General features: G+C 44.4%; 8 protein-coding genes and 2 pseudogenes. 5 read left to right on the plus strand and 5 right to left on the minus strand.

The window, feature by feature from the left end; translation table 11 throughout:
* Positions 1-322: 322 nt before the first annotated feature.
* From DX130_RS19845 to DX130_RS19855, 3 genes are all read left to right on the plus strand, one after another.
* Positions 323-1132, plus strand: a complete 810-nt coding sequence (locus tag DX130_RS19845; RefSeq protein ID WP_116048315.1) for an AAC(3) family N-acetyltransferase — start codon at positions 323-325, stop codon at positions 1130-1132.
* Between the two features lie 156 nt (positions 1133-1288).
* A complete protein-coding gene (locus DX130_RS19850) occupies positions 1289-1783 on the plus strand; it encodes an SRPBCC family protein (RefSeq protein ID WP_116048317.1) in 495 nt (164 codons plus the stop codon).
* A gap of 413 nt (positions 1784-2196) precedes the next feature.
* Positions 2197-3306: a PRK06851 family protein gene (locus DX130_RS19855; RefSeq protein WP_116048319.1), complete on the plus strand. Its 1110-nt coding sequence runs from the start codon at positions 2197-2199 to the stop codon at positions 3304-3306.
* Positions 3307-3622: 316 nt separating this feature from the next.
* Here the strand turns inward: DX130_RS19855 and DX130_RS26240 are convergent, their stop codons facing one another.
* The 4 genes and pseudogenes from DX130_RS26240 to DX130_RS27040 all read right to left on the minus strand — a co-directional run bounded on the left by DX130_RS26240 (position 3623) and on the right by DX130_RS27040 (position 13618).
* Positions 3623-7681, minus strand: a complete 4059-nt coding sequence (locus DX130_RS26240; RefSeq protein ID WP_133297955.1) for an S-layer homology domain-containing protein — start codon at positions 7679-7681, stop codon at positions 3623-3625.
* Between the two features lie 638 nt (positions 7682-8319).
* Positions 8320-12507: an S-layer homology domain-containing protein gene (locus DX130_RS19870; RefSeq protein ID WP_240644616.1), complete on the minus strand. Its 4188-nt coding sequence runs from the start codon at positions 12505-12507 to the stop codon at positions 8320-8322.
* Between the two features lie 370 nt (positions 12508-12877).
* Positions 12878-13315 (minus strand): annotated as a pseudogene (locus tag DX130_RS27035) (ATP-grasp domain-containing protein); the annotation flags it as partial.
* Positions 13316-13339: 24 nt separating this feature from the next.
* Complete coding sequence (locus DX130_RS27040; protein ID WP_240644606.1) at positions 13340-13618, minus strand: hypothetical protein; 279 nt, start codon at positions 13616-13618, stop codon at positions 13340-13342.
* 120 nt (positions 13619-13738) lie between these two features.
* On the opposite strand from DX130_RS27040, the pseudogene DX130_RS27485 reads away from it, so the two are divergent.
* Both DX130_RS27485 and DX130_RS27045 read left to right on the plus strand, forming a co-directional pair.
* Positions 13739-13795, plus strand: a pseudogene (locus DX130_RS27485) (S-layer homology domain-containing protein); the annotation flags it as partial.
* A 15-nt stretch (positions 13796-13810) separates the two neighbouring features.
* Positions 13811-13951 (plus strand): hypothetical protein, encoded by a 141-nt coding sequence (locus tag DX130_RS27045; RefSeq protein ID WP_240644607.1) that lies wholly within the window; start codon positions 13811-13813, stop codon positions 13949-13951.
* 260 nt (positions 13952-14211) lie between these two features.
* On the opposite strand, the gene DX130_RS19885 is transcribed toward DX130_RS27045, so the two are convergent.
* Positions 14212-14904, minus strand: a complete 693-nt coding sequence (locus DX130_RS19885; RefSeq protein WP_116048327.1) for a hypothetical protein — start codon at positions 14902-14904, stop codon at positions 14212-14214.
* Positions 14905-14938: the final 34 nt, after the last annotated feature.

Below are 14938 nucleotides of genomic sequence, written 5' to 3' on the forward strand. Positions count from 1 at the left end.
GATTGCTTTGTCCATAAGGCACTATCCGGGTGTCTTTTGCTGTAAGGGCAAGGATAGGAACATTCGTTGATCGTGTCTTAAATAAACATGTTTGTAGCTGCTTAAGTGTTATCTGAACATATACCGAATATCACCGCAACAAGACCTCTCAGCCTTCCTACAACAAGGTAAAAGCTATTGCCGCACAGAAAAAGGGTTGGTATAATATAGTGAGTAATGAAATTTCAGGGCACTGCTTCGCTAGCCTTGCTAGAGACAACCCCGCTACTTGTAGCAGGGTTGTTTTTTTGTTTTTTAATAAAATGACAAGGTGGAGATTCCGATGATGATTACGAAAGAAACAAGAGCCATCCTCACCCAAGAAGACCTCATCGACCAGTTCAAAGAATGCGGACTCACGGAGGGACAAACCGTCATGGTGCATATTTCGTTAAGCAAGCTTGGTTTTGTTGTAGGCGGAGCCGAGACGTTCATTCGATCCCTTCTTGAAATCGTCGGAGCAACAGGAACTCTGGTCATGCCATCCCAAACGTGGAAGAATCTCGATCCTTCCGCAGGCGTGCACTGGGAGGAACCCGTAGAGTGGTGGCCTGCCATCAGAGAACACTGGCCCGCTTATGATAAAGAGGTTACCCCTGCAATCGGTATGGGTGTGGTAGCCGAGATGTTTCGCAAGTGGCCGGGGGCCAAAAGGTCCGATCACCCTGCTCGTTCCATAGCGGCAGTGGGCAAGCATGCGTCATACCTAACGGAAAATCATGATCTACGCAATATTTTTGGTGCTGGCTCGCCGCTCGATAAGCTGTACCAGTTAAACGGTCATGTGCTTTTGGTTGGTGTCGGCTACGACAAAAACACGTCGCTGCACTTGGCGGAAACAAGGGCAAATTTCCCTGGCAAGAAGTTCTCCGAGGAAAGCAGCGCCATGATGATTAATGGCAAGCGAGAATGGGTTACTTACAGGACTCAGGCCGTGGACGACGAAGATTTTATTCCATTGGGACAAGAATATGATAACGAAAAAGACGTGAAAATTCATAAAGTCGGAAATGCCGATGTCCGCTTCTTGGAACAACGACCGTTGGTCGACTGGGCCCTGGCATGGATGGAGCGCAATAGAGTGCATGGCTAGTGGACTTCTCTTTTAACTCTGCTTTTTATAAGACAGTGAATTTGGAAATAATGAAAATCAAATTGTATTATGACCAATAGGAAAGCCACTGCTTGTGCAGGATCTGCAAAGAGAACATGAAAAGAATGATAAAATAAGTTAATTGGAGGGATTGCAATGTCAACTCAAGTCAAAATTACTCATACTTTCAATGCTCCACGTGAACTCGTTTTTGAGGCATTCACCAAATCAGAACACCTGCAGAACTGGTGGGGGCCAAAAGGTTGGGCATTTGAGGTTTCTAAATCAGATTTCCGTCCGGGTGGGGTCTTTCATTATAGCCAGCAACCTGATGACGGCGACAAAATGTGGGTTAAATTTGAATACACTGAAATCGTATCACCTGAGAAAATCGTTTACACAAGTTTCTTTTCTGATGAGGAAGGTAACAACGTACGTGCACCATTTGACGAAAATTGGCCTATGGGAACCCTGACTACTATGACGTTCATTGAGGACGAAGCAAAAACGAACCTAACAGTAGTTTTGATGCCAGTATCCCCGACTGAGGAAGAGGACAAAACCTTTAGTGAATCAAAAGACATGGTCAAAGAAGGATTCTCTGGCACCTTCGATCAATTAGCTGAATATTTGTTGAAGGTGTCATTATAAGCAAGACCGTAGTAAGCAAATGGCAAACCACTTTCCACACTATGAGATAACGAAAAGAGCCCGATTTCTCGGCAGTAAATGGAGAAATCGGGCTTTTCACTTTGTACCAGGTACCTCAACAATTTAAGCAAATTGGGGTGCTGTTGTGGATACTTTAACCGAAACTCACCCGAAGCTCTTTCCCTCATCGACTAGCTCCCCATGCTACCGAGGAGCATACCAGACAAACAACCGTAGTTTCTATGCCGTATGAAACTTGACCTTCTGTAGCTCCGTCAACAAATAGCAAAAAACATGGGAAAGGACGAACACCACTTTTTACAATGCGGAATATACAAATGAATAGGCACTTATCCCAATCATGCTTATTCTGTAATTTGCGTATCGGAATAGGCACAAAGGAGTGTTTCAGGTTGGCAGTAAAATCATCTCACTATTTTGCCCAAGGCAATACTGCGCACGGAGCTCATTTCCTGTATAAATCCGCATTTGATGGTCTGAACAAAATATTCATTCTTACAGGCCCCCAAGGTACGGGGAAATCGACGGTCATTCAAAGCTTAGCAGATAGCCTGCTGGATAAAGGCTTGCATGTGCAATGCTTCCACTCCCCTCTCCGTCCCGACGAACTGAATGGCATCATTTTAACAGAATTGAAGGTTGGAATTGTCGACGGGCGAGTCTGTAAGGGGATTTCGGATAGCGGGGCTGGCGAAACCGTATTTATCCATTTCGAGGAAGCGTTTAATGACAGCATTATTTTACCGGGACACATCAAAACGATAGAAGATCTTAGGGGTACGCTTGAGAGAGCCTATTCAAAAGCGTATGAAACGTTCGCAACAGCATTGCGGATTCATGACGAGTGGGAAAAATTTTATATCGATAACATGGATTTCTCGAAGGCCGATCAGATTGCACTGGATTTGATTCAAGAATTATACGCTGGTCATGAAAGCGATACGCCGACCGCTTCGCGTCACTTGTTTTTCGGGGCTGCGACTCCGAGGGGGGCATTCGATTTTATTCAAAGCTTGACCGCTCAGCTGGAAAGACGGATTTTCATCAAAGGAAGGGCGGGATCTGGCAAATCGACTCTGCTGAAAAAGCTTGCCTCCGCTGCCGAAACAAAAGGAATCGAAGTTCAAGTGTTTCATTGCGGCTTTGATCCCAACAGTCTTGATATGCTGATATTTCCGAAGCTTGGAACAGCTATCTTCGACAGTACCGCCCCGCATGAATACTTTCCGGATCGGGACGGGGATGAGACCCTAGATATGTATGCACGGGCTATAGCTCCTGGAACAGATGAAGCCCATGCTGCTGAAATAGCCGATATCAAAGCACGCTATTCGGCAAAAATGAAAGAGGCCACTTCCCATCTGGCAGAAGCTGAAGCCATCGATTCTCAAATTAAGAACTACTATGTTGCGGCCACGGATTTTTCAATCGTAAAGAAACTCCATCTGCAATTACAGTCCGAATTGAAAGAACGGATCGGCTCAATTGAGCTTTCAAAATAAAGGTATAACCCAAAAGCGTTCTATTTCAGATAGGGCTCAGCTGTCTAATGCAAGCTGAGCTCCGTTTGAGATTGTAGCTGCTTCTACTTCTCCTGTGTCCTTCTCTGTGATCTGTCCAACAAAATCATCAAGTTCACTTAGTTGACCTTAATACAAAAAACCAGACCCTGTCCTTTCTGGACCGTGAATGCTTGGTTGAAGCCTATATGGATATATGCCGAACGATATACGGGAAAACAACCCTGACTCTGTTTACATAAGTAGCGAAATTAGAAAGGGCCACTCATTTAGTAGTGGCCCTTAGATGATTCAGCACCTAGATGAACTCTAAAACCTTGAGCAGTCGGTGCATCAAATACGCGCTTTCTTGTCGGGTAGCCATTTGGGTTGGCTGAAACTTAAAGGCATCTGTACCCAATAGTATGCCTTCCTGAACAGCTTTCTCATAGGTCGGGATAAACCACTCAGGCAGTTTTAAAGCTGCGGGTGCTGCAATACTTGCCGCTTTTAAAGAATCGGTACGCACATACTCATATGCCCTTACTAGCATCACAATCATCTCTTGATGTGTTATCGTTTGGTCGGGCTTAAAGATAGTAGGCGAATATCCCGTAATTAATCCCGCAGATACGGAAGCATTGACATCTTTCTCATACCAAGCACCCTTCTTAACGTCCTTAAATTGGCTTGCAGATTTATCGCTGCCAGGAAGAATACCTAGCGACCTGTTAAGTATGGCAGCAAATTCTGCGCGAGTAATCGACTTTTCTGGCTTGAACGTCCCATCAACAAACCCTTCCATAACCAAGCGGTTTGTTAAAGCCTCGATGCTTTCCTTGTACATGCTATTCGCCGCAACGTCCTTAAATGACGTTTTTCCGGTTCTCACTACCGTATAAACCGAGTTCCCTTTTTTAAACAAAGAGACGTGGAGAATTCCGTCTTTCCATTCCGCCTTAATGGGAACAGGAACGAACTTCTTCGTGACAGGGTCATACGTCAATCCAGCCAATTGATTTAGTGGTATCTGTTTGGTCTCGATGATCAGTTCATGTTCTGCGTACTCCGAATACTGATTAAATGGCTTCTTATTAACTGTAACTGAGAAATCCAATAAGCTGCCCAATGGCTGCAACCCGCTACCCGCCAATTGTTTCTTCAAGATCTCTTCATATTCCTCGCCTGCATTCTCAATGGAAATGACGACCGGGTCAGATGACGTTAGATTAAGCTCTTTTAATAAAGCCGAAATTGAAAGCTGCCACGATCCTTTTGGTGTTGAAATCCGAAGTGATGAGGAGACTTCGAGAGATTTCATGCTGGAAAGAGACTTAATTGGAACAGTTACCTCATACCGCTCCGCCGAATCACGCGAAGTGATCTCAAAAATTTTCGAGTTCTTGAAATCCTCGTTCTTAATAAGCTCTTCAAAACCGTTATCCTTTAGTTGAATTTGAACGGATTGTTTTCCATTCGGCATAATTGAAGTATTCGTGACCCATGGCAGGTCGGGCAGTTCCTTAGGAATGACTTCTCCTGGGATACCACCTTCTGGGGTGCCACCTCCTGGGGTGCCGCCTCCTGGGGTACCGCCTCCTGGAGTACCGCCTCCTGGAGTGCCACCTCCTGGGGTTTTTACGTTAGGGACTGTTACCACCAAAGGTTCGCTAAAGTACTTCCCGAAACTTCTTCTAATCAACAATAGTTTGTCAGATGGATTTCCAATGTTCGAAATATCTAGCGATAAACTATTTTGCGAAGTCGCTGCCGTGTTTACATACAGGAAAAGATTGCTTCCGTACTTGCGAACCCATATTTGATCTCCGGCCGAAACACCAGTTACCGTAATCCGATCCGCTTCCGTTTCATTTTTTACAATCGTAACGTCAGAGAGAGAAATGGGAGCAGACATATGCTTGCTGAATGCGATTGGTTTGAATAGCGGACCCGCGTTCCCCGCTAAATCTTCTAATATAATCGCAATTCCAATAGCTGTAGAAGGTACAATCATATCTCCAAATGTCTCAACATAATTTGCTAATCCTCCAGGCACCGTCCGGATAGGCTCGCCCAGTAACTCTTCCCCATCTGTAAAATAGATTCGATATTTCCCATTCACCGGTTCATTGGAAGCCTTTTTCCATGTAATCTTTCCAGTGAAATGATCATTTCTAGAATCTGTATCAGTCAGCCTTATCTCTTGAGCCATATAGGTTGGAGAATCCCATAGCTGGCCCAGTACGAGGCTGCCTGAATCCATTCCAGACCCTTTAATTACCGGGGCAACACCAATCCTAACGGCACCTGAAGGAATCGTGACTTCATTGAAAATTATATATTCATAGAACAGATCACTAACCCGATACTGGTTATCCGCATTTCCAATGAATCCCAGTCTATTTCCTTTGGCATCTGCAAAATATAAATTATAGGAATCAATACCCCCACTATCTTCCGCTATGGAAAAATAGATACTTCCCTGAATCTTACCCGCTACTTCATGTAGGTCCAGAAGCAAGGGCGCGCCTGGCGCATTAGCATTCTGGGCATAAGCAATTAATGCATCCATATTTTCAAAATAATAAAGTCTCTTCTCGCTAGAAATATAAACCGATCCGCCTTCGGAAACATAGACATGAAGCGCGACGAACGGCAGTTTCACCTTTTCTTTAGATGCCCCTCTGTCATAAACGGCATTCATTCCAAAAACCAATTGATCTTTAGCATAAATAATTTGTTCCGGATAGGTGTACACAACCGTAAAGTCAGATGCTTTAAGCTGATCAGTGCCATAATAAACATATTCTCCATCCGCATGTACATATCGTTGAGCTACATGCTTGAAGGTCGGCGGAGAAGACGCTTTTAATGACAGTGCGTTATTCGCTATAGAGTAACTATAAATTCGGCTACTTGTGGAACGAGAGTCCGCCGCGTACAAGGTGTGGTTAACCTGATCCACGAACAGGCTTGGATTACTCAAGGAACCATATTTTTGCTCCGATCCGGAAGCTTCAGTCAAAACGCGAAGTGGTTGATGCTGGGAATCAGCAGTGTAGAATAATCGCCCTCCGCCAGGTGCGATCCGATAGGGATAATCAAGAGTCGGAATTCGGGCAAGTATCCCGTTGGGACTTAACGCTTCGGTTACGGTTATCTTCCCGATATTGTTCTCTCCCGAAAGCGCGATGTAAATTGTATTATTCAACAGTTTAATATCAGAAGGTTTTGAGCCAATCGTTAAGGTATTGACGACCTGGTTCGTGTTTTTATCCAGTACGACCAAATCATTTGTCTCTTCTGAAATGATAAATAAATAGGGCGTCGATTCGTTGGTCACCATGTTAGTAATCCTATGATTGGCTTGAAGGAATTGAGAGCCTGATTCCATTAATGTCAGAGTATCAGGAGTGGAATCAACCAAATAAAATCTTTCAATGATAGAATTATTTTCGTCGAAAAAGTAGAGCGTATCCCCTGCATCAGAGATTAATGCTCGAGTAGTTTGATATGGAAAATCGGCAACTTTCTTAAGTGTGTCTTTCTCGAAAATCGCCTCATGAGTAAGAACGAACCGATCATTTACATCTGAAATCTGGGCATAATAATAGGTGGATCCTTCACTAGCCGGATATGTGCCATATACTCTATTCACATTGCTCTTATCGATTTTTGATCCAGCATAATAAACATAGTTCTCGTCCGCAAATATCTTCTCATTAGGGTAATAAAGATGATTTCCATCAAAACTACGCGACTCACTAATTTTTTCATTTGTTAAATAATTTAGCAATGTAAAGTCGCTACCCGACCAAAATGGGTTTCCTATGTACACACTGTTTGTTGACTCATCGGCATATAGCGAGGTCTTCGAACGTCCGTGCATATAGGCGTTGATTTGATCCGAGAATTGATATTTGTAAGTTGCATTATCCGTTGAATAGAAAAGATGCGTTGAAGTAGCCGCCACATAGTAAGGTTTCCCAGTTGTTGCAATGGAGTCCAATTGGGTCTGAGTCGACAAATCTACCCTGGCGATTTCCTCCTTGTCGGAGAGTGCAATGTAGAGCACATCCCCATATCTGCTCATGGCATTGGGCTTAGAGCCTACAGCCAAAGTTTTCATTATTTTCATTTCTTCAGTATCAATAAAATACAGATTATCGTTCGCAGAAGATAAGACATATAGCATACCTGCTGATTCATCCAGTTGCCAATCAGATATTCCATTCGTCCATTCGATCGAATCGGTATTCGAATCTACGGCGTTAGCGTTTACATGTTGAGAAAACGGTTGAAACATGCTCGAACATAATAAAATAACCATTACTAGCATATACCAGCTTCGAGCTCGAATTCCCCTAGCTTGTAGCATGTTACTAATACCTCCATATAAAGTGTTTTTTGATACTAATTATAATTCTATGTTTGGGCTGAATTTCCTCTATTATTTTAAAATATATGCATTAATTGGGTGGTTTAGTTTCCCACTTATTCTTGTGACCATTCTTCCATCCGCCCTATTTATAGTACGGTTCACCACGCCGCCAGTAACGACAAGTTAAAGGCCATACTTTTATGGTAATATTCCCTCGTGGTAGATAACAAAAAAGACATCTGTTAAGATGTCTTTTACGTTGGATACCGGGAGGATATTTTTTGTTTAAATTCGCCCTGTGTATGATACGGTTCTCCGTATCACAAACAGGGCGAAATCTTGGCTGCGGCTAACTCCCAAACAATCTATACAGTAACCATGTAGTGGACGGCATAGCGTTTTGCCTGTACCGCCGTTTTTCACGCTTTTCCACAATGAACAGTCCACTACAGCGTCTTTCTACCGATTCCGACCTCATGATTTTGCCTTGGAGGAGGCTCCCGAGCAGATAACATAGCTATCGATTGCCAAGGTAGTCCGGGTTATCCCTCTCGGCAGCGGGGCATTCGAGTTATCGGTTCTACAAAACAAGGCAGCTTTGAATTTGACTTCAAAACAGCCTTGGTCTAGTTTCTTTACTTGCTTTTTTGTTCCAGCATTTTCAGGAGCACCGTTACCGCCTCTGCTCTTGTCGTTTTATCTCCAGGCGCGAATTGGTTCGCGCCTTTGCCTTCAATAATACCCAGATTTTTTATAGTAGCCACAGCGCCTTTGGCCCAGTCCGGAATGTCTTTATCATCTGCAAAGTCATGTGTCTCAGTTATTTCGCCAGTCAGGCCCAAGGCCTTTGCAACCATCTTAGCCATTTCTGCACGAGTGATTTCCTCATTCGGGCGGAAGGAGCCGTCTTTATAACCATTAATAACACCCGCATACACTGCCTGTGCGACGGATTTCTGCGCCCAAGAGCCGATCTTCGCCTTGTCGGTGAACGTCAGCGACGCTCCTTCTCCTTGCGGTTTGAGCGCATTCATCAGCATGACCGCAAATTCCGCGCGCGTCACGGTACGACCTGGCTTAAACGTGCCATCCGGATAGCCGCTAACGATGCCGACGCTTACCGCTTGCTTGATACTGGCTTCCGCCCAGTGTCCGGTAATATCGCTAAAGCTCCCATCCGTTGCCGGCAGGGCAGCATCGGCTACCGCCAATACGGCGTATTTTGTGAAGTGATTAACATCTACGGAAATGATGTTGCCGCTCACTGTGCCGCCGATCTTCACCCATTCCTTCTTCACTTCGTCATAGTAGAAGACGACCGGCTTCTCATTGCTCTTCAAGCCAGTTGGATCAAACTTGAAAGAGAGTGTGACAGGTTTTTCGAAGTTCTCTGCGAAGTTTTTCAGAACTTCGAATACCGAGCTGAGAAGAACATCCTTATTTGTAATCAGTGTCTGAATGTCTGTGACTTTGTCGATCGTTAAATTCAGCTCTTTGCCAGTAGCCATTGCAGGAATGATAATCTTTATCCCGTCGCCTAAGCTAACCTCGCCTGAGCTGCCTACAGGAAGCGTCAGTTTACCATCCGACGAGGTGACTTTATCGCTTGGCGGCGTAGCCGGTGCGCTGCCGCGGCCGTCACCGCTCGTTGCGACCGTCAAGTTTTTACTGGTATTCGAAATATTACCCAGCCTATCGACTGCCTTGGCGGTATAGGTATACGTCTTCGAAGCAGAAAGCCCGGTATCGACATACGTACTTTCCGCCGTTTCCGCAATGAGCGTCCCGTCGCGATAAATCAAATATTTAGCGACACCCGAATCGTCATTCGCGGCAAGATGAAGTGTGATCGAGTTTGCCGTTTTTGCGCCCATGGTAACTGTTACTTGGTCCGGTGCGGTCGTATCCGCAAGCACTCCGTAAGTGGAGAAATGGCTGACTGTCGTCTTAATGCCGCTATCCGTTATTTGAGAAGGATTGTATTCCCACTCGCCTGTAGTTATGTTGTAGTAGTAAATAGCGAGTTTGCTCGGATCTGCATTCCCGTCATACCCGAGTGTAATCTCAATAGGTTGATCGATGGTTATACCTTCAAATTGGAAATCGATAACTTGTCCGGCTCTGGCAAGTTTAACCTCCCCAGACGGCGCGTTATTCGAATCTTGTACCGTCAATGTCGCCCCTTCGGGAATCAACAGTTCGTCAGGCAGCTTGATTGTAAGTCCGCCCGAATACTTAAGCGTACGTACCGAAGGATCTAATTGCACCGGCTCTCCCATGAGATATTTTCGGGTGACCGTGACCACGTATGCCGTATTTGTGCCGTCTTGAGCTGTCACCGCGATCTGAATAGGGTTTGGCCCGACAACCAAGTTTGAAACATTGTAAGAATACACATCATCGGCTACCGAACCGTAAGTCGCCCCCGTAACCGTTAGAGATTGGTTAGGGTCCCCTTTACTAATGAGCAAGTTGAGGCTTGCAACCGAGTTTTCCACATCTACCGCATAATTGGTCTGCCATGGTGAGAAATTGAGCGTCCCCTGATCCACTGACAAGCCGGACAACAATGTGTTCGTTGACAGCCATCGCGCATACAAGGTGACATTCTGCGTACCTATAGGGAAGTTTGTCCCCTTGTCGTAGCTCATGCCGCTTCCATCCGCCGCTGTATTCCACCCTGCGAACGTGTAGCCCGTCTTCACCAGATTTCCGTTGTTTCCGTAAACCGACACTGTTTCGCCTTTCTTATATGAGTTGCTATCGGTTGGAACGATCCCTCCTGTACTGCCGTTGCCGTTATACGTCACCGTGTATCTTGAGTTCGATTCCCACTTCGCATACAGGATCACATCGGATGAGCCCATGCTGAATGAAGCGCCTGAAGCATAATCTGTCCCGCTTCCATCCGCCTGCGTATTCCAACCTGCAAACGTATAGTCAGTCTTGAGTAAAGTTACCGTATTGCTATAAACGTTGACTGTTTCGCCTTGCGAATACGACTTGCTGTCAGTCGGCACACTCCCGCCTGTGTTTCCGTTCCCGTCATACGTCACATACTTTTGTATGGCCTGCAAATAGGGATATCCGTTATTGCGCAATGGGCTTATCCCCCAGATGCTTGTGAAGTCCCAGTCTGAATCTGTAAAAGTGCTTTGTGTCTTCATCTCCGTGGTCGTTCGGCCATCGCCTTTGCCTGTATCTGATTGACCTGTTGTACCCGAGTCGTAGAAGCTGTAGCTGATCGTTCCACTACTATTGTTGCCAATCAAGCCGCCTACTCTGATGCCGCTTCCCGTTACACTTCCTGCTGCATAGCTGTAGCTGATCTCTCCGCTGTTGGTGCCAATCAAACCACCTACATTGGTGCCGGTTCCTGTTACGTTCCCTGCTGCATAGCCGTAGCTGATCTCTCCAAAATTGGCTCCAACCATACCGCCTACATTGGTGCTGCTTCCTGTTACATTTGCTTTTGCGATGCTGTTACTAACCGTTCCATAGTAATTGTAGCCAATCAAACCGCCTACACTGGCGCCTGTTCCTGTTACACTTCCGGATACATAGCTGTTGCTTATCTCACCGCCATCGATACGGCCTACCAAGCCGCCTACAAATTGTTTGCCTGTAACATTTACATTTTCCAAAATCATATTGGAAACACTTGCATCATAGTCTATATAACCAAACAACCCTGAAAAATTATCATTAGGCCTATTAATCGTCAAGCCTGTGATCTTGTGTCCATTGCCGTCCATATGCCCCTGAAATCGGCCGCTAGGCCCCCCGATCGGCAACCATCCTTGGCCATAGCTGCTCAAATCAATATCCGCCATCAGCTTGAAATACAGATTCCAACCCAAATAATTCCTGACCGTATCCAGCTCCTCACCAGTTGTAATCTGATAAGGATCACTTTCAGTACCCGTTCCAACGTCTAAAGTCTTACTCCATTTCGCGTACAACGTCACATCGGACGTGACCACGCCTTCAGCGTCTGCTGTATAATCCACTCCATATCCATCCGCCTGCGTGTTCCAGCCTGCGAAAGTGTAGCCTGTCTTCACTAGATTTCCGTTGTTTCCAGAAATCGACACCTTAATGCCATTATATGAGCCGCTGTTAGCGGGCACCTCTCCTCCAGTACTGCCGTTGCCGTTATACACCACGGTATACCTAGGGTGTACGGTAAACGTAGTGGTCGCTTCACTTGCGGCATGAGCGTCGTCCCCTGGAAAGGCAGCGGTAATGGCGTGCATACCGATCTCCAGAGCGGATGTCTTAAAGCTGGCGCTGGACGAGGCGCTTAGGAGCTCTCCCCATCCCACCGTAATCGTCATGTCATCTTGACCCCAGAGGGTGAAAGTCTGAGCAGCAGCATCCATCGTAATGTTCGATAAATAGCGTGCTCCTGCCTTTTCCAGTTGGTTAACAATTTTGCCGGAAGCGTCGTAAGTAACAATGTTCATCGCAATGCGATTATCCCCAAAACTGAAAGCCCGGAAGGTGTATGCCCCCCATTGAATAAGGGGACAAGCAGAGCCACAGTTCGTTCTCGTAATCACTGGTTCAGCCGTAGTTAATCCAACTGTCATAAGGTCCTGATTACCGTCCCTGAAGGTGACTGTCCCGCTGGGGGTCGTTCCACCGATTACCGGATCGAGTGCAGTGACGTTAAAGGTTACATCCTCCCCATAAGTTGAATCCATGGCATTTGTTGAAATCTTCAATATGGCCGTACCCTGAGCTTTAGCGACCCCCGAATAAACGTTGATGAACACTGCCAAAGCGAGGACGACCGTGAATATCTTTTTCAGTTTTACCATTCCCAAAATATGAAGCACTCCTATCTCCCCTTTGATATATATTAGAAAATAACAATGAATATAAATCCAATATTTTAAATATATCTGATGCTTTCGTCCTCCACAATCATAATGGGCCCGTCAGACATAATAGGGCACTATGCGAATAGTATCAGCTTCAGTTTAAGAGTAGATTAAGAGATGCAAAAAAGAGACTGCGTAATGCTCGCAATCTCTTTCGACTTAACGCACCTTTTGTATATCCTAAATTGGATAATAGCTTGCGTATCTGCTTTTTATCCACCTTATCAACGACCGTTTGAGGCAGTGAATCTAGTGTTTCACGGATTCAAATTAATAGTAATTCCCCATTTACTAAGAGGGCTCGTCACTATAAGTGCCTCAAATAATCTGTAGTCCCTGCTAATTCTGACCATCTGGCCGAAAGAAATTTTGCATATTTTATAGGGTCCATTCCATATGTGCCTAGAGAGTGACCATCATTTATTTCCACTAATTTCGTATTTCCTTCTCGATCAATTCCAATATCCAAAGCATATGCAGCTGGCGCTTCAGTGAAATCCTTAACAGCTCGTTTTATAACACTTAGATCTAATTTTGAATCCCACGCACCTTTATAGTGCCTAATATCAAGTATTTCTCCGTATCGTATAAAACAACGCCATTTCGTAATAAAATCAACTATTTCTGAACACCAAATAATCGTGTCCTCATTTTGGTCAACCAATCCAATAAAATCTTTGTACTCTCTAATTACCTTTCCAGCGAACTTTTTCGTGGTTTCTTTTGGTTTAATAAAAACATTCCAATCTTGTTTGTTCTCTAATAGTGTTTAAATGGTTGAAGCCCATATTTTTCTGCCAAAATAACTAGATAAGGAGGTTGGATAATCTATCTCTCCTTGACTTCTTACTACACCCAAAATTTCAAGACGCTTTCTCACGTTACCAATTCCGCCGACCACTAGCTCTTCTGGAATCTGTCCCTTTATTTCAGTTAAATCATAAAACTTAAAAGTCTCCCATCCTAACGAAGAGAAACCTTCATAAGCAATAAATGCATTTACATTGTAAAACTCTCCTTTCTTGTTTACCTGGATATAGGCTCTCATTCATTACACCTCTCCTTTTGATAGAATTCCGCTTTATCTCATTCTAAAAAACTTGCACTTATTTGTGATAAGGCTCGCCGTATCATCTATAGAGCGAAATCGAAAGACACCCAATATAAGATTTTCGAGGGCAGTACGGATGGTGAATTCCGTCCGAACGATCCCGTTAGCCGAGCTGAGCTCGCCACGGTCATGACAAGCTATCTGAAGCTCAACATAGGCAAGCCAATTGAGCTGGACGTCAAGACTGAACATTGGGCAACTCCGGTAATGAAGTCGCAATATTACAACGGTATGATTACCGGCTACTACCAGCGGTTCCTTCAAACCTGATAGCGTCATTGTACGTTTCGAAGCGCTTACGTTGATTAACCGGATGCTGTATCGCGGTTCGTTAACAGGCGCAGAGCAAACATGGCCAGATGTTCCGACTTCTTTTTAGGTGCGTTCGGACAAAGCGAGGATGCATCTGTATCCCACGAATCGTTATGCAAGAAGGGCATACAAATGCCAATTCTCAGACAGACACTGAGCCTCTCGGCTTAACACATTAAGAAATATAATGGGCTTTCTTTTAATTCACATCTTTGAAGTTATCCTTTCTTTTTTACTTTTGGACGCTCATAGATAAAGGACGGGTTCATCCACTTACAGTAAGCAAAAAAATAATATTCCGGATATACATAACCTAGAATCCATTGAAGCGGTGCTATTAAAAGGAGTAACCATATGTTACCTACTCCTGTGAATGTACATATAATCGCTGTAATAAACAATGTAATGATAAATAGAACAGGAATTATAATCCACATTTTAAAATTTCCAGCATAAAGAATCCCTCGTCCCTCTCTTCGAGCTTCACCTTTCGCAATATTTATTTGCGCTCTGCGAAGGGACCAGAGCAAATATACAATTCCTAAAACTAGTGAGGCAAGACCAAGCAACAAGAGTACGCTTCGTTTTTCTTTTACATCCACTAAATACAAAAGATAACCGTCAAGAGTCAGTTTAATAAATACAAAATTGGTAACCACCGCTTGTAGACGCTGATAATGAAATGCACGATTAAGAGATAGAAAAAAAAGCACAAATGCTCCTTGTATAACCCAAAGTCCAAAAAAAATGTTAATTATTACAGAAATCCATACTATTTGTACTTCATGCGAACGGTCGGAAAAAAAGGGAATAAGGTTCATAAAACTGCTATAAATAAAAGCTACAATTAAAAATGCACTCATCCCGTCGGGGCTAAGTCTGGCCCAGCCTAGATCTTTAATCTTCTGCACTTGCGCTTCTGTTAAGGTTTTCAGAATGATCTCC

The organism is Paenibacillus paeoniae, assembly GCF_003388735.1.
GTDB classification, from domain to species: domain Bacteria; phylum Bacillota; class Bacilli; order Paenibacillales; family Paenibacillaceae; genus Pristimantibacillus; species Pristimantibacillus paeoniae.